This is a genomic window from Shinella zoogloeoides (genome assembly GCF_020883495.1).
Taxonomy (GTDB): Bacteria; Pseudomonadota; Alphaproteobacteria; order Rhizobiales; family Rhizobiaceae; genus Shinella; species Shinella zoogloeoides.
Window position 1 is genome coordinate 310,350 of record NZ_CP086610.1, and the last position, 14,996, is coordinate 325,345.

The following is a 14,996-nucleotide window of genomic DNA, read 5'->3' on the forward strand; positions in this document are numbered from 1 at the left end:
CGTCCGGGATTGCGAAAACAAAGACTTTAACAGCACAAGACGAAGAGGAGAGGCCGATGCGCGACATCATGGGCATGATGGGCAAGGTCAAGGAAATGCAGGCCAAGATGGAGAAGATGCAGGAGGAGATCGCCGCGCTCGAAGTGAGCGGCACCTCCGGCGGCGGCCTCGTTTCCGTCACGCTCGACGGCAAGGGCAATCTCAAGGGCCTGAAGATCGATCCCTCGCTCTTCAAGGAAGACGATGTGGAAATCCTCGAGGACCTGATCGTCGCCGCTCACAAGGACGCCAAGGACAAGGCCGAGGCCGAGACCGTCGAAAAGACCAAGGCGCTGACCGCCGGCCTGCCGATCCCGCCCGGCTTCAAACTGCCGTTCTGATCCTGTAGGCTTGCAGGCTCGCGAGGAGGACTTCCCATGAGCCTGACGACCCTGCTGATCTTTGCCGGTGCGCTGATGATGGCGGCCGGCTCTCCCGGCCCGAGCATCGCCGCGCTTGTCGCCCGCGTGCTCTCGCGCGGGCCGAAGGATGTGCTGCCCTTCCTCGCCGCCATGTGGATCGGCGAGGGCGTCTGGCTCACCTGCGCCGTGCTCGGCCTTGCCGCCATCGCGGAAACCTTCCACGCCGCCTTCGTCGCCATCAAATGGCTCGGCGTCGCCTACCTGCTCTATCTCGCCTGGAAGATGTGGTTCGCCCCGACCGATACGGGGAGCGAGGCGCTGCCCGAGGCGCGTTCCGGCCCGAAACTGTTCTTCGCCGGGCTGACGGTGACGCTCGGCAATCCCAAGATCATGATGTTCTACGTGGCGTTGCTGCCGGCGATCATCGATCTTGGCGCGGTGACGCTGGTCGGCTGGGCGGAGCTGGTGGCGACCATGTTCGTCGTGCTCGTCGCCATCGACCTTGCCTGGGTGTTCCTCGCCTCGCGCGCCCGGCTCTTCCTGAAAAGTCCGCGCGCCGTGCGCATCGCCAACCGCCTCAGCGCCGGCACCATGGCCGGCGCGGCTGCGGCGATTGCCGCGCGCTAGCCGGTCAGGGCCGCGCGCAGCTTGTCGTTGATGGGCGCGGCGAGGTAGCGGATGCGGTCGTCTTCGGAGAGATTCTTGCCGTAGGTGCGCAGCAGCTCCGGCATGGTGACGGGGCCGCCGTCGAAGGGCGTGTAGGTCACGGCATCTCCGGTCTGGATGACGCCGTCACGCAGCACGCGGCAGTAGAAGCCCGGTCGTCCGGCCTGCATGAAGCGCCGTGCGAAGGCGGGGTCGCCCATGCGGGCGGTCAGCGTGTTGCAGGGAATGCGCGTCGAGGTCACCTCCAGCAGCACGCTTTCCATCTCGAAGCGGTCGCCGACGGAAACGCTGCGGCTGTCGACGCCTTCGATGACGAGGTTTTCACCGAAGGTGCCGGGCGCAACGGTGCGGCCGAGTTCCTTCGACCACCAGTCGAGATCGATGGAGCCGAAGCCGTAGACCGCCTGTTCCGGCCCGCCGTGATGTTTCCGGTTGCAGATGGCGTCGCCGAGCAGGCCCTCGCGGTCGACGACCACAGCGGCATCGGTCGGCGTCTTGAAAATGCCGGTCTTGTAGCTTTTGCCGGGAACCGGTCGGGCAAGGCCTGTGCATATGGCGAGAATTCTGATCAAGCGCTGCCTCCCGCGAGGTGGATTCCGTTTCCCCTGGATATGGGCTAGATAGCGGCAATGGCAAAACGAGTCACCGGCCCCGAAATCGAAAAACTCATCCAGCTTCTGGCGAAGGTGCCGGGCCTCGGGCCGCGCTCGGCGCGCCGCGCGGCGCTGCACCTCGTCAAGAAGAAGGACCAGTTGCTCGGCCCGCTGGCCGAGGCGATGGGCGAGGCGCATCGCAAGGTGCGCATCTGCTCCTGCTGCGGCAATGTCGATACCAGCGATCCCTGCACGGTCTGCACGGATGTGCGGCGCGACCAGTCGGTCATCATCGTCGTGGAGGATGTCTCCGACCTCTGGGCGCTGGAGCGCGCCGGGGCGATGAACGCGGCCTATCACGTCCTCGGCGGCACGCTCTCGCCGCTCGACGGCGTCGGGCCGGACGATCTCAATATCCGCGGCCTCGTCGACCGCGTGGCCAAGGGCGAGGTGCGCGAGCTGATCATCGCGGTCAACGCGACCGTCGAAGGCCAGACCACCGCCCATTACATCACCGACCAGCTTTCCGGCCTAGACGTGAAGATCACGCGGCTCGCCCATGGCGTGCCGGTGGGCGGCGAGCTGGACTATCTCGACGAAGGCACCCTGACGGCGGCGCTCCGGGCGCGTACGGCGATCTGAGGAGACCCATGCAGATCATTCGCACTTTTCTGAAGGCCTCGGCAGCGCTGGCGTTGCTCGGTCTCGCCCTTCCCGCCCATGCCGCCTCTAAGGCGGAGGTGGAAACGATGTTCCGCGCCTGGATCGACAACGACCTCTGGCCGGAGGCGCAGAAGACCGGCGTCAGCGAAAAGACGTTTCGCGCGGCGATGGAGGGCGTGAGCCTCAACTGGGAACTGCCCGATCTCGTGCCGCCCGGTTCCAAGCCGAAGAAGGAGCAGGCGCAGAGCCAGGCGGAATTTTCCTCGCCGGGCGCCTATTTCTCCGAAAAGCGCCTGCAGGGATTGGCGGGCAAGGGCGGCAGCCTTGCAAAGACCCATGCGGGAACGCTGCGCAAGATCGAGCAGCGCTTCGGCGTGCCCGGTGAGATCGTCGTCGCCATATGGGGGCGCGAGTCGGGCTTCGGCAGCGCGAAAATCCCCTATTCGGCGGTGGAGGTGCTCGCCACCAAGGCCTTCATGTCGACGCGCAAGGACATGTTCCGAAGCGAACTGATTGCGGCGCTGCACATTGTCGATGGCGGCGACCGGACCGTGGAGCAACTGAAAGGCTCCTGGGCCGGTGCGCTTGGCCAGCCGCAGTTCATGCCCACCAGCTACCTGCAATATGCCGTCGATTTCGACGGCGACGGCGTGCGCGATATCTGGAATTCGGTGCCGGACAGCCTTGCCTCCATCGCCAACTACCTCGCGCAGAAGGGCTGGCAGGCGGGGCGTGGCTGGGGCTATGAGGTGACGATCCCCGATGGCGTTTCCTGCGCGCAGGAAGGGCCGGACCTTGCCAAGCCGATCTCCGCCTGGGCGTCGAGCGGCATCGCGCGCATATCCGGCAAGGCCTTTTCCTCCGGTGAGGGCAAGGCTTCGGGCATGATGCTGGTGCCGGCGGGAACCCATGGGCCGGAATTCATCGTCACGCCGAATTTCTACGTGATCAAGGAATACAACAACTCCGACCTCTACGCCCTCTATATCGGCAATCTCGCCGATCGCATCGCTTATGGCAGCGGCCCGTTCCGGGGTGCGTGGGGCGACGTCGGCAAGATGCTGCGCTCCGATGTGCTTGCCATGCAGAAGGCGCTCGTCGCCAAGGGCTATGATGTGGGCAAGGTCGATGGCCTGCCGGGCTACAAGACCCGCCGCTCGCTCGGCGACTGGCAGGCCAAGAGCGGCCTTGCGCCGACCTGCTATCCCGACGCCTCGTTGAAGACGAAACTCCGTTAGTGGATTTCCACCTGCCGCTTGAAGCGTTCGTATTCATGCGGAACGATGGTCTGGCGCTCGATCATGCGGTGGACGCGGGGATCCTCCGCGCCGCGGTGGAGTTGGCGTAGCTTCTCGCCATTGGCGGCGTCGGCATGGGTACGGCGCTGGTTGTGGCGCACATATTCCACCCAGGTCGGCACATGGTAGGTCTCGGTCCAGACGGTCGGATTTTCCAGGTCGCGCATCAGTGCCCATTGGCCCGCGCCGTCGCGGATGCGGATGCGCCGCCGCTCGGTCATCGTCTCCAGGAATTCGGGAATGTCGTCCTCGGCGATCTCGTAGTCGATGAGGACGACGATGGGGCCGCTGCGGGGTTTCAGGTCGAGTGGCAGGTCCGGCTCGCTGAAGCGGCCCAGCGGATCGACGTTGAGGCTCTCGAGTTCCGGTAATCCGTAGCGCAGGCCGAGCGCCGCGCCGGCAAGCATCGCGCCGGCGGAGGCGAGCAGTGCCGCTTCCGCGCCGTGCGTGTCCGCCGTCGTACCCCAGATCCAGCTTCCGGCCGCGATGCCGCCGAAGGTGGTGGTCTGGTAGAGCGAGAGCGCGCGGGCGACGACCCAGCGCGGGGTGGAAAGCTGCACCGTCGTGTTGAAGAGCGAGAGCGCCAGGACCCAGGACGCACCGGCGATCAGTAATACCGCGCCGGTGAGCAACGCCGAGGCGCTGACGGCGGAAACGCATGCGCTGACGGCAAAGCCGGCGAAGGCGAAGCGGGCGATGGTTTCGCTGGTGAATTTCTCGCGCACCCGCGCGTTCATCAGCGCGCCGCCGATGGCACCAAGGCCGAAACAGCCGAGCAGGATGCCGTAGGTCAGCGGTCCGCCCTTGATGAGGTCGCGCGCGATCAGCGGCAGCAGCGAGAGGATGGAACTGGTGGCAAGGCCGAAGGCGAAGCCCCGCAGCAGCACCTTGCCGATATTCGGCGACATGGAGACGTAGCGCAGGCCCGCCGAGATGGCGCGGGCGAAATCCTCGCGCGGCAGGGCGTTCGGCGAAACGTTCGGCTTCCAGCGGAAGAGGGCGTAGAGCAGGGCGAAGTAGCTGAGCGCATTAGCGGCGAAGGCCGCTGCCGCACCCGCCGCCGCGACGATGGCGCCGCCGATGGCCGGGCCGACGGAGCGGGTGAGGTTGAAGCCCATGCTATTGAGCGAGACGGCGGCGGGCAGATCCTCGCGCGGCACCATGTCGCCGACGGAGGCCTGCCATGCCGGGTTGTTGAGCGCCGTGCCGCAGCCGATGAGGAAGGTGAAGGTCAGCAGCAGCCAGGGCGTGATGACGCCGTACCACGTACAGAGCGTGAGGCCGACGGCGACCGCCAGCATGAAACACTGGGCCGTCAGCATCAGCCTGCGCCGGTCGAAATTATCGGCAAGCGCCCCGGCGGCGACGGAGAAGAGCATGATGGGCAGCGATGTGGAGGCCTGTACCAGCGCCACCATATTGGCGGAAGGGGAGATGGAGGCCATCATCCACGCCGCGCCGACGGACTGGATGAGCCCGCCGAAATTGGAAATCAGGCTTGCCGCCCAGATCACCCGAAAGGTTTCGTTTCGGAAAGGGGCGAGGGTGGATTTCCGGTCCGGCACGATGGGGCACTCATTCTCGACGCAGCGTTGGTGACAATCTAGTCCAAAGGACGAAAGCGGCAACCCGGTGGCGGCAAGGAAGGTGGAATTTGGCCGCCCACAGGCGCGTTCAGCGGCCGAACTTGCAATTCCGGCAAACTGCGTCTATATCAGCCTCAAATTCTTGATCGTCAGATGAAGAGTGGGCCCGCGAGGACCCGCTCTTTTTTATTGCCCCGATCAAGCGCATGATAACGACACTCCCGGGGAGGGCATGTCATGACCGACACGACCCAGACACAAATTGCCGTCGAACCGCGGCTGATCGTCGAGACCGGCCTCGACCGCCGCGTCGCCGACATCATCGAGCCGACCATCGAGCAGATCGGTTACCAGCTCGTGCGCGTGCGCCTTTCGGCGCAGAACGGCGCGACGCTGCAGATCATGTGCGAACGCCCGGACGGCACCATGACCGTCGAGGACTGCGAGCAGGTCTCCATGGCCGTCTCGCCGGTGCTCGACGTTGAGGATCCGATCGACAAGGCGTATCATCTCGAAGTGTCGTCGCCCGGCATCGACCGGCCGATGGTGCGCAAGTCGGATTTTTCGCGCTGGCTCGGCCATCTCCTGAAGTGCGAGACGTCGGTGCTCGTGGAAAGCCGCAAGCGCTTCCGCGGCAAGATCGTCGCCGCCGACGAGAACGGCTTCACGCTGGAACGCGACCAGCCCGCCGCCGGCGAGGAGCCGACGGTCGTCATTCCCTTCACGGCGCTTGCCGAGGGTCGGCTGATCCTGACGGACGAGCTGATCCGCGACGCGCTGGCCGCCGACAAGAAGGCGAAGGCCGCGCAGGCCGCGAACCAGAACGACGAAGACGGCGGCGACGAAGAATAAGTTGTGAGTGCGCTTCGCCCATGGCGGCGGAGCGGAGAGGACGGAACCGGAGCGGCGCGCCGCTCCAGAGATTGCCGGCGGCGATGCCCCGGCCCGAGACCATGGAGACCTGAAAATGGCAGTCAGTGCGAACCGGCTTGAGCTTCTGCAGATCGCGGATGCCGTGGCCCGCGAAAAGGTCATCGACCGCGAGATCGTGCTTGCCGCGATGGCCGACGCCATCCAGAAGGCGGCCCGCTCGCGTTACGGCACGGAATCGAACATCCGCGCCGACATCAATTCCAAGACCGGCGAAATCCGCCTCCAGCGCCTGCTGGAAGTCGTCGAGCACGCTGAGGACTATTCCACCCAGATTCCGCTGGAACTGGCGCGCGACCGCAACCCGGACGCCAAGCTCGGCGACTTCATCGCCGACCCGCTGCCGCCGATGGATTTCGGCCGCATCGCCGCCCAGTCGGCCAAGCAGGTCATCGTGCAGAAGGTGCGCGAAGCCGAGCGTGACCGCCAGTACGACGAATACAAGGACCGCATCGGCGAGATCGTCAACGGCACGGTCAAGCGCGTCGAATACGGCAACGTCATCGTCGACCTCGGCCGCGGCGAAGGCATCATCCGCCGCGACGAGATGATCCCGCGCGAGAACATGCGCTACGGCGACCGCGTGCGCGCCTTCGTCTACGACGTGCGCCGCGAGCAGCGTGGCCCGCAGATCTTCCTGTCGCGTACCCATCCGCAGTTCATGGTGAAGCTCTTCACCATGGAAGTGCCGGAAATCTACGACGGCATCATCCAGATCAAGTCGGTGGCGCGTGACCCCGGCTCGCGTGCAAAAATCGCCGTCATCTCGAACGACTCGTCGATCGATCCGGTCGGCGCCTGCGTCGGTATGCGCGGTTCGCGTGTCCAGGCCGTCGTCGGCGAGCTTCAGGGCGAGAAGATCGACATCATTCCGTGGAGCCAGGACCCGGCCTCCTTCATCGTCAACGCCCTGCAGCCGGCGGAAGTCGCCAAGGTCGTTCTGGATGAGGATGCCGAGCGCATCGAAGTCGTCGTTCCGGACGAGCAGCTCTCGCTCGCCATCGGCCGCCGCGGCCAGAACGTGCGCCTTGCCTCGCAGCTCACCGGCTGGGATATCGACATCCTGACGGAAGCCGAAGAGTCCGAGCGCCGCCAGAAGGAATTCAACGAGCGCACCAACCTCTTCATGGATTCGCTCGACGTCGATGAGATGGTCGGTCAGGTTCTGGCTTCGGAAGGCTTTGCCGCCGTCGAAGAGCTTGCCTATGTCGATCTCGACGAAATCGCCTCCATCGACGGCTTCGACGAAGACACGGCCCAGGAAATCCAGACCCGCGCCCGCGAATATCTCGACCGCATCGAGGCCGAGATGGACGCCAAGCGCAAGGAACTTGGCGTTTCCGACGACCTGCGCCAGATCGACGGCATGACGGCCCAGATGCTCGTCGCGCTCGGCGAAGACGGCATCAAGACGATGGAAGACTTCGCAGGCTGCGCCGCCGACGACCTCGTCGGCTGGTCGGAGCGCAAGGACGGCGAGACGAAGAAGTTCGAGGGCCTGTTCTCGAAGTTCGAGGTTTCCCGCGCCGAGGCCGAAGCCATGGTCGTGCAGGCCCGTCTTGCAGCCGGCTGGATCACGGAAGAGGACCTTGCTGTCGCGGAAGAGCCGGCCGTCGAGGGCGGTGAAGAGGACGCCTGATCGGGCGTTCTCCGACAAGAATAGCAAGTCGGGGCGCTTTCAGGCTGAAGGCGCTCCGGAGTTTGACATGCCGTCGGCCTGTTGTGCTGCGGTTTGCGTCGGCAACAACGGAAACCTATATGAGCAAGAAGGACGATGGCGTGAACGACCGCATGTGCATCGTGACGCGCGAAAGCGGCGATGCGGATGATCTCATCCGTTTCGTCGCGGGACCGGACGGCAACGTCGTGCCGGACCTCAAGCGTCAGCTTCCCGGACGCGGCTGCTGGGTGAAGGCGGAAAGGGCGATCGTCGAGAAGGCGGTGGCCAAGAAGCTGTTTGCGCGTGCGCTGAAAGCGGATGCGAAGGCAGGCCCGGAACTGGGCGCGGAACTGGACCGGCTTCTGGCGGCCCAGCTCGGCGGCATGATGAACATGGCGCGCAAGGCCGGCCAGTTCATCACGGGCTCTGCGAAAGTGGACCTCGCGGTGCGCTCTCTGGCGGCCCTTGCGGTCTTCCACGCGACGGACGCAGCAGCGGACGGGGTGCGAAAGATAGATCAGGCGAGGAAGGCTGCGAGCTTCCTCACCGAGGACGAAACGGAAATACCCTCCTTCAAGCTCTTTTCGGAGAGCGAATTGGAGGGCCTTTTGGGCCAGAATGCTTTTATCCATGCCGCAGCGCTTGCAGGGCAGGCGGGTGAGGGTGTAGTGAAGCGCGCAATCATGCTCGAAAAATACCGGGGCGACGCCCGGTTGGGGGCACATGGCGGCGCTGGCCAGCCAAACCAATGACCCGGGTTACCGGCTTTCAGCCGGCCCAGATGTATTGGATGTACACATTTGAACGACAGGGTCCGATCCGCATCCGGCCCTGATCTTAGGAACGGAACGGAATGACCGACAACGAAGACGACAAGACGATCAGTGTGGCTGGCAAGAAGACCCTGAGCCTGAAGCCCTCGGGGGTTCACCAGGGAACCGTGCGCCAGGACATGGGTCGTGGCCGCACCAAGGCCGTCGTGGTCGAGACCCGCACGAAGCGCCACTTCAGCCGTCCCGGCGAAGAGCGCCAGGCGGCAGCACCCGTCACCCCGGTCCAGCGCCAGCCGGAACCGCCGCAGCAGAAGCGCCCCGCGCCGCAGCCCTCCCGTCCTGCCCCGCAGGCCGAGCAGAGCCGCCCGCGCGTCGGTGTCGTGCTGAACCAGCTTTCGCCCGATGAGGTCGAGGCCCGCCGTCGCGCGCTTGCAGAAGCGCAGATCCGCGACGCCGAGGAAGCGCGCCAGCGCGCCGAGGACGAGGCCCGCCGCAAGGTGGAAGAAGAAGCCCGCCGCAAGGCCGAGGAAGAAGCCCGTATCGTCCGCGAGAAGGAAGAAGCCGAGCGTCGCGCCGCCGAGGCCGCCGCACCGGCTCCGGCCGTCGTCGAGGAACAGGCCGCTCCGCAGCCGGTGGCAAAGCCCGCCGCCGCGGAAGCCCGTCCGCAGCCGACCCGCACGCCTGCGCCCGCTCCGGCATCCACGCCGGTCGCCGGTCGTGGCCGCCGCGAAGCCGAAGAGGACGACGACAAGCGCCCGCGTGGCGGTGCGCCCGTCAACCGCGGCGCCGTCAAGCGTCCGGAACCGGCAAAGGCTCCCGCCCGTCCGAAGGCCGACGACGGCCGTCGCCAGGGCAAGCTGACGCTGACCACCGCGTCGAGCGACGAGGACGGCGCACAGCGCGGTCGCTCCCTCTCGGCCATGCGTCGCCGTCAGGAGAAGTTCAAGCGCTCCATGATGCAGGAAACGCGCGAAAAGATTTCGCGCGAAGTCGTCCTGCCGGAAACCATCACCATTCAGGAACTGTCGCAGCGCATGTCCGAACGCGCCGTCGACGTCATCAAGTACCTGATGAAGGAAGGCCAGATGATGAAGCCCGGCGATCTGATCGACGCCGACTTGGCTGAACTCATTGCCGGCGAATTCGGCCACACCGTCAAGCGCGTCTCCGAATCCGACGTCGAAGAAGGCATCTTCAACGTCGCCGACGACGAAGGCGATCAGGAATCCCGTCCGCCGATCGTGACCATCATGGGCCACGTCGACCACGGCAAGACCTCGCTGCTCGACGCCATCCGTCATGCAAACGTGGTCGCTGGCGAAGCCGGCGGCATCACGCAGCATATCGGCGCGTATCAGGTCGAGCAGAACGGCCACAAGATCACCTTCATCGACACCCCCGGCCACGCTGCGTTCACCGCCATGCGTGCCCGCGGTGCGCAGGCGACGGACATCGCGATCCTCGTGGTCGCCGCCGACGACAGCGTGATGCCGCAGACGATCGAGTCCATCAACCACGCCAAGGCGGCGGGTGTTCCGATCATCGTGGCGATCAACAAGATCGACAAGCCGACGGCAGACGCCCAGCGCGTCCGCACGCAGCTTCTCCAGCACGAAGTCTTCGTCGAATCCATGGGCGGTGAAACGCTCGACGTGGAAGTGTCCGCCAAGAACGGCACGAACCTCGACAAGCTTCTGGAAGCCATCCTGCTGCAGGCCGAAATCCTCGACCTGAAGGCGAACCCGAACCGCACGGCAGAGGGCGTCGTCGTCGAAGCCCAGCTCGACCGCGGCCGCGGCGCCGTCGCGACGGTTCTCGTGCAGACGGGTACGCTGAAGCCCGGCCAGATTCTGGTCGCCGGCGATCAGTGGGGCCGTGTGCGCGCGCTCGTCAACGACAAGGGTGAGCACGTCAAGGAAGCCGGCCCGTCCATGCCGGTCGAGGTCCTCGGCCTTTCCGGCACCCCGGCGGCCGGCGACAAGTTCGCCGTCGTCGAGAACGAGGGCCGCGCCCGCGAAATCTCCGAATACCGCCAGCGCCTCGCCCGCGAAAAGCAGGTTGCGCGCCAGACGGGTTCGCGCGGTTCGCTCGAGCAGATGATGAACCAGCTCCAGACCTCCGGTCTCAAGGAGTTCCCGCTGCTCATCAAGGGCGACGTGCAGGGCTCGATCGAAGCCATTGCCGGCGCGCTCGAAAAGCTCGGTACGGACGAAGTGCGGGTGCGCATCGTGCATTCCGGCGCGGGCGCCATCACCGAGTCGGATATTTCGCTCGCCGAAGCGTCCAACGCCGCCATCATCGGCTTCAACGTCCGTGCGAACGCACAGGCCCGCACGCTTTCCGAGCGCCAGGGCATCGAAATCCGCTACTACAACATCATCTACGATCTGGTGGATGACGTTAAGGCGGCGATGTCCGGCCTGCTCTCGCCGGAGCGTCGCGAAACCTTCCTCGGCTACGCCGAGATCCTCGAGGTGTTCAACATCACGAAGATCGGCAAGGTCGCAGGTTGCCGCGTCACCGAAGGCAAGGTCGAGCGTGGCGTCGGCGTCCGTCTGGTTCGCGACAACGTCGTCATCCACGAAGGCAAGCTCAAGACGCTCAAGCGCTTCAAGGACGAAGTCTCGGAAGTCGTCGTCGGTCAGGAATGCGGCATGGCCTTCGAGAACTACGAAGACATCCGCGCCGGCGACCAGATCGAATGCTTCCGCGTGGAGCACGTCACGCGCACGCTGTAAGCGTCTGGCGAATAGAGTATCGTGCGAGCGCCGGACCTTTTCGGCGCTCGCATTTTTTTGAAGGTGACGACCATGACCAGAGCAACATCCTCGGCGCCGTCGCAACGCATGCTGCGCGTGGGCGAGCAGGTGCGCGCGGCGATCACCCAGGTTCTCCAGCGCGGCGAAGTGCGCGACCCGCTTCTCGAAAAGACGGTGATTTCCATCTCGGAAGTGCGCATGTCCCCCGACCTGAAGCATGCCACGGCCTATGTGACGCCGCTCGGCGTCAAGGACCATGAGGCGGTGATCGAGGCGCTGAACCGCAATTCGAAGTTCATCCGCGGCCGTCTCGGCCCGCAGCTTCGCCAGATGAAATACATGCCGGACCTGCGCTTCCGCGACGACACCAGCTTCGACAACTACAAGAAGATCGACGACCTCCTGCGCTCGCCGGAAGTCGCCCGCGATCTCGACGCCGAAGACGGCGACGAATAATTCCAGGTAAGATATGTCCAGACCCCGCAAACCCAAGGGCCGGCCGGTTTCCGGCTGGCTGATCCTCGACAAGCCCTTCGATTTCGGCTCGACCGAAGCCGTCTCCAAGATCAAGTGGCTGTTCAAGGCGCAGAAGGCCGGCCATGCCGGCACGCTCGACCCGCTGGCCTCCGGCATGCTGCCGATCGCGCTGGGCGACGCCACCAAGACCGTTCCCTATGTCATGGATGGCCGCAAGATCTACGAATTCACCGTGACCTGGGGCGAGGAGCGCACGACGGACGACCTCGAAGGCGAGGTGACGCGAAGCTCCGACAAGCGCCCGACCGCGGACGAAATCAAGGCGATCCTCGGCGAATATACCGGCGTGATCCAGCAGATCCCGCCGCAGTTCTCCGCAATCAAGATCGACGGCGAACGCGCCTATGACCTTGCCCGCGAGGGCGAGACGGTCGAAATCCCCTCGCGCGAGGTGGAAATCCACCGCCTGACGCTGATCGGCTCGGACGAGAACACGGCGGCCTTCGAGGTCGAGTGCGGCAAGGGCACCTATGTGCGCGCGCTCGCCCGCGACTTCGGCCGCCAGCTCGGTTGCTATGGCCATATCTCGGCGCTGCGCCGCACCTTCGTCGCGCCCTTCGGCGAGGACGACCTGGTGCCGCTCGCCGACCTGACGGCGCTGGAGAAGATCGAGGACGAGGCGGAACGCCTCGCCGCCCTCGACGCCTTCCTCATCGACACCGGCGAAGCGCTGTCCAGCCTGCCGCAGATCGTCATCAACGACGATCAGGCGCACCGCCTGCGCATGGGCAATCCCATCATCCTGCGCGGCCGCGACGCGCCGGTTTCGGCGGATGAGGCCTATGCCACGGCGCGTGGCAAGCTGGTTGCGATCGGCGAGATCGGCGGCGGCGAGTTCCGCCCGAAGCGGGTTTTCGCCGGCTGAGGCAATTCCAGCGAAAGCGCTAAATTTCGCGGGGCGGAGCCCTCCGCCTCCGACTTGATTTCACCACAAGCTGCAGGCTTTATTGACCGGCGCGGTTCGCCCCAGGGCGGGCCGGGCGGCGTTCGGCCGCCTTGCGCGAAGGGTGAGGGGCTGGCTGTTGACGATGGCGCCGACTGACAGGACGGTGCCCGCGGAGGAGGCGGGCAAGGGCGCTGCCGCCGGCCGCGTCCGCCGGCGCATGCACCATCCCGTCGCCTTCTATCTCGTCTGCCTCATCTTCGTCGTCGTCATCCCGGCCTTCCTCTTTTCCCTCGTCGTGCTGAAGCGCACCAACGAGGCGCAGGACCGCATCTTCGAATCGCTGCTGCGCACCTCCACCGGCGCCGTGAACCGCGCCGTCGAGCGTGAAATCTCCGGCATGTTCTCCACCCTGAACTTCCTGTCGACCTCCGATAGCCTGCAGAAGGGCGACTATGCGCTGCTGCACGCCCAGGCGACGAAGGCGCTGGAAGGCACGGATATCTACTTCCTCGTCATCGACCAGACGATGCGCCAGCTCCTCAACACGCGCGTGCCCTACGGCACGCCGCTGAACCCGGCCTCCGAGCCGGTCTCCGCCGGGCTGGCGCTGGTGCGCGGCGAGCGCATGGTTTCGGATATCTTCTTCGGCAAGACGGCGCAGCAATGGGTCTTCAACGTCTACCAGCCGATGCGCCTTCCCAGCGGCGGGCATGTACTGCTGACGCTGACGAAGAATGCCGAAGCGCTGCGGCGCGCGGTCAACCCGGATATCCTCTCCCCCGGCTGGAATGCGGCGGTGCTCGATACGCAGGGCCGGGTGATCGTCTCGACGGATGAGACCCAGAAGACGGGCGCCCCCTTCTTCCTGCGCGTGGTGCCGTCGCTGCGCCTCGGCGTCAGCACCATGGAGCAGGACGGCACCAGCTACCAGCTCGTCACGGAATTCTCCTCGCTCGCCGGCTGGCGCATGATCGCCTGGGCGAAATCCTCAGACGTGCAGGCCCCCGCCGTCTCCTCCTTCCTGTGGCTGACGATCGGCGGTTCGGTCTTCGCGGTGCTTGCCGCCGTAGGCGCAGCCGGCATCGCCCGCGTGCTGTCGCGCGACGTGCGCCTTCTGGCGCAGGACGCGCACCGGCTTGGCGAGGGCGAGCGCGTGGCTCCGCGCCCCTACGCCATTTCCGAGCTGGAGACCGTCTCGCATGCGCTGGCCGAGGCGGCCGACGCGCGGGTGAAGGCGGAAAACGACGTGCGCTTCCTGATGCGAGAGGTGGCACACCGTTCCAAGAACCAGCTCACGGTCATCCAGGCCATGCTGAACCAGTCGGCGGCCGGCGCGGAAAGCGCGGGCGACTTCGCCGAGGCCTTCCGCCGGCGCGTCGCGGGCCTTGCCCGCTCGACGGACCTGATGATCGCCAATGCGACACAAGGGGTGAACCTTGCGGAACTGGCGCGCAACCAGTTGAAGCCCTTCACGCCGGACGATGCCGCGCGCGTGCGCATCGCCGGCCCCGCCGTCCGGCTCGGCCCGCAGGCCTCGCAGACGCTCGGCATGGCGCTGCATGAGCTTGCGACCAACGCCACCAAATACGGCGCGCTCGCCAACGAGGCGGGCATCGTCTCACTGGGCTGGATCCTGTCGGGCGAGGACCTGAGCCTCGTCTGGCGCGAGAGCCGCGCGGTAATCGACCGGGAGGCCATCGCCGCCAGCCGCAAGGGTTTCGGCAGCGTGGTGCTGGAGCGCATGCTGGGCATGGCGCTCGATGCCCGGCTCGATTTCCTCGTGCATGACGATGGCATCGAATGGCGGGTGACGCTGCCGCTGGCAAGGTTGCGTGACGAGGGCGTCGGTCGGCCGGAGGAGGGGCAATGACGATATCTTTCCTGCGGGTGTGCCTGATGGCGGTCGCCCTTGCCGCCTCGTCGGCGCTCGCGTCCGGCGGATGCCTCGTCGACGACCCGACCGGAACGCCGCTCAACGTGCGCGCCGCGCCGAACGGCCCGATCCTGACGACCCTGCGGAACGGCACGCGCGTTACGGTGCTGGAGGAAATGAAACGCGGCGGCAAGCGCTGGCTCCTCGTGTCGCGGCAGGGTGAACGGCTCGGCTGGATCTTCGGCGCTTATGTTGTCTGCCCCAAGGACGGGTATATGCGCGGAGCGCCGCCTGCCCAGCCGGCCGATGGGCGCTGACCTGCCGAATCGGCGGTTGATGACGGCCCCTTCCATTTCGCCCGCTAATGGTTT

14 protein-coding genes are annotated in these 14,996 nt (G+C 65.8%); 12 read left to right on the plus strand and 2 right to left on the minus strand.

The genetic code is table 11. The annotated features are described in order from the left end of the window. The first annotated feature begins 56 nt into the window (after positions 1-56). Both K8M09_RS01540 and K8M09_RS01545 read left to right on the plus strand, forming a co-directional pair. Positions 57-380 (plus strand): YbaB/EbfC family nucleoid-associated protein, encoded by a 324-nt coding sequence (locus K8M09_RS01540; protein ID WP_160787591.1) that lies wholly within the window; start codon positions 57-59, stop codon positions 378-380. Between the two features lie 36 nt (positions 381-416). After that, a complete protein-coding gene (locus K8M09_RS01545; RefSeq protein WP_160787590.1) occupies positions 417-1,028 on the plus strand; it encodes a LysE family translocator in 612 nt (203 codons plus the stop codon). Here the strand turns inward: K8M09_RS01545 and K8M09_RS01550 are convergent. Further along, positions 1,025-1,636 (minus strand): MOSC domain-containing protein, encoded by a 612-nt coding sequence (locus K8M09_RS01550; RefSeq protein ID WP_160787627.1) that lies wholly within the window; start codon positions 1,634-1,636, stop codon positions 1,025-1,027. The genes K8M09_RS01545 and K8M09_RS01550 overlap by 4 nt on opposite strands. Positions 1,637-1,696: 60 nt before the next feature. On the opposite strand from K8M09_RS01550, the gene recR reads away from it, so the two are divergent. Both recR and K8M09_RS01560 read left to right on the plus strand, forming a co-directional pair. Continuing rightward, positions 1,697-2,302, plus strand: a complete 606-nt coding sequence (recR, locus tag K8M09_RS01555) for a recombination mediator RecR (RefSeq protein WP_160787589.1) — start codon at positions 1,697-1,699, stop codon at positions 2,300-2,302. Between the two features lie 8 nt (positions 2,303-2,310). Next, the gene (locus tag K8M09_RS01560; RefSeq protein WP_160787588.1) at positions 2,311-3,561 is read left to right on the plus strand and encodes a lytic murein transglycosylase; all 1,251 of its coding nucleotides are present in this window, start codon (positions 2,311-2,313) and stop codon (positions 3,559-3,561) included. Here K8M09_RS01560 and K8M09_RS01565 read toward each other — a convergent pair. Then, the gene (locus K8M09_RS01565) at positions 3,558-5,186 is read right to left on the minus strand and encodes an MFS transporter (protein ID WP_160787587.1); all 1,629 of its coding nucleotides are present in this window, start codon (positions 5,184-5,186) and stop codon (positions 3,558-3,560) included. The genes K8M09_RS01560 and K8M09_RS01565 overlap by 4 nt on opposite strands. A gap of 258 nt (positions 5,187-5,444) precedes the next feature. Here K8M09_RS01565 and rimP point away from each other — a divergent pair, with 258 nt between their 5' ends. The 8 genes from rimP (at position 5,445) to K8M09_RS01605 (ending at position 14,942) form a co-directional block, all read left to right on the plus strand. Further along, positions 5,445-6,059: a ribosome maturation factor RimP gene (gene rimP / locus K8M09_RS01570; RefSeq protein ID WP_160787586.1), complete on the plus strand. Its 615-nt coding sequence runs from the start codon at positions 5,445-5,447 to the stop codon at positions 6,057-6,059. 115 nt (positions 6,060-6,174) lie between these two features. Then, positions 6,175-7,776 carry a transcription termination factor NusA gene (nusA, locus tag K8M09_RS01575; RefSeq protein WP_160787585.1) on the plus strand — a complete coding sequence of 534 codons (1,602 nt, stop codon included), beginning with the start codon at positions 6,175-6,177 and terminating at the stop codon, positions 7,774-7,776. A 119-nt stretch (positions 7,777-7,895) separates the two neighbouring features. Beyond that, a complete protein-coding gene (locus K8M09_RS01580; RefSeq protein WP_160787584.1) occupies positions 7,896-8,549 on the plus strand; it encodes an RNA-binding protein in 654 nt (217 codons plus the stop codon). Positions 8,550-8,650: 101 nt separating this feature from the next. Beyond that, entirely contained in the window at positions 8,651-11,308 is a 2,658-nt protein-coding gene (gene infB, locus K8M09_RS01585) for a translation initiation factor IF-2 (protein ID WP_160787583.1), read from the plus strand. A 72-nt stretch (positions 11,309-11,380) separates the two neighbouring features. Beyond that, positions 11,381-11,785 carry a 30S ribosome-binding factor RbfA gene (gene rbfA, locus K8M09_RS01590; RefSeq protein ID WP_160787582.1) on the plus strand — a complete coding sequence of 135 codons (405 nt, stop codon included), beginning with the start codon at positions 11,381-11,383 and terminating at the stop codon, positions 11,783-11,785. Between the two features lie 13 nt (positions 11,786-11,798). Next, positions 11,799-12,731: a tRNA pseudouridine(55) synthase TruB gene (gene truB, locus K8M09_RS01595; RefSeq protein WP_160787581.1), complete on the plus strand. Its 933-nt coding sequence runs from the start codon at positions 11,799-11,801 to the stop codon at positions 12,729-12,731. 163 nt (positions 12,732-12,894) lie between these two features. Then, positions 12,895-14,622 carry a sensor histidine kinase gene (locus tag K8M09_RS01600; protein ID WP_160787626.1) on the plus strand — a complete coding sequence of 576 codons (1,728 nt, stop codon included), beginning with the start codon at positions 12,895-12,897 and terminating at the stop codon, positions 14,620-14,622. Next, positions 14,619-14,942, plus strand: a complete 324-nt coding sequence (locus tag K8M09_RS01605) for an SH3 domain-containing protein (RefSeq protein ID WP_160787580.1) — start codon at positions 14,619-14,621, stop codon at positions 14,940-14,942. The genes K8M09_RS01600 and K8M09_RS01605 overlap by 4 nt, the downstream gene beginning before the upstream one ends. The last annotated feature ends 54 nt before the right edge of the window (positions 14,943-14,996 follow it).

Bases quoted from the DNA above. Each gene is read 5' to 3' on its own strand.
- nusA (WP_160787585.1), top strand. From the start codon at position 6,175: ATGGCAGTCAGTGCGAACCGGCTTGAGCTTCTGCAGATCGCGGATGCC.
- K8M09_RS01600 (WP_160787626.1), top strand. From the start codon at position 12,895: ATGGCGCCGACTGACAGGACGGTGCCCGCGGAGGAGGCGGGCAAGGGC.
- truB (WP_160787581.1), top strand. From the start codon at position 11,799: ATGTCCAGACCCCGCAAACCCAAGGGCCGGCCGGTTTCCGGCTGGCTG.
- K8M09_RS01540 (WP_160787591.1), top strand. From the start codon at position 57: ATGCGCGACATCATGGGCATGATGGGCAAGGTCAAGGAAATGCAGGCC.
- rbfA (WP_160787582.1), top strand. From the start codon at position 11,381: ATGACCAGAGCAACATCCTCGGCGCCGTCGCAACGCATGCTGCGCGTG.
- K8M09_RS01605 (WP_160787580.1), top strand. From the start codon at position 14,619: ATGACGATATCTTTCCTGCGGGTGTGCCTGATGGCGGTCGCCCTTGCC.
- K8M09_RS01580 (WP_160787584.1), top strand. From the start codon at position 7,896: ATGAGCAAGAAGGACGATGGCGTGAACGACCGCATGTGCATCGTGACG.
- infB (WP_160787583.1), top strand. From the start codon at position 8,651: ATGACCGACAACGAAGACGACAAGACGATCAGTGTGGCTGGCAAGAAG.
- K8M09_RS01545 (WP_160787590.1), top strand. From the start codon at position 417: ATGAGCCTGACGACCCTGCTGATCTTTGCCGGTGCGCTGATGATGGCG.
- rimP (WP_160787586.1), top strand. From the start codon at position 5,445: ATGACCGACACGACCCAGACACAAATTGCCGTCGAACCGCGGCTGATC.
- recR (WP_160787589.1), top strand. From the start codon at position 1,697: ATGGCAAAACGAGTCACCGGCCCCGAAATCGAAAAACTCATCCAGCTT.
- K8M09_RS01560 (WP_160787588.1), top strand. From the start codon at position 2,311: ATGCAGATCATTCGCACTTTTCTGAAGGCCTCGGCAGCGCTGGCGTTG.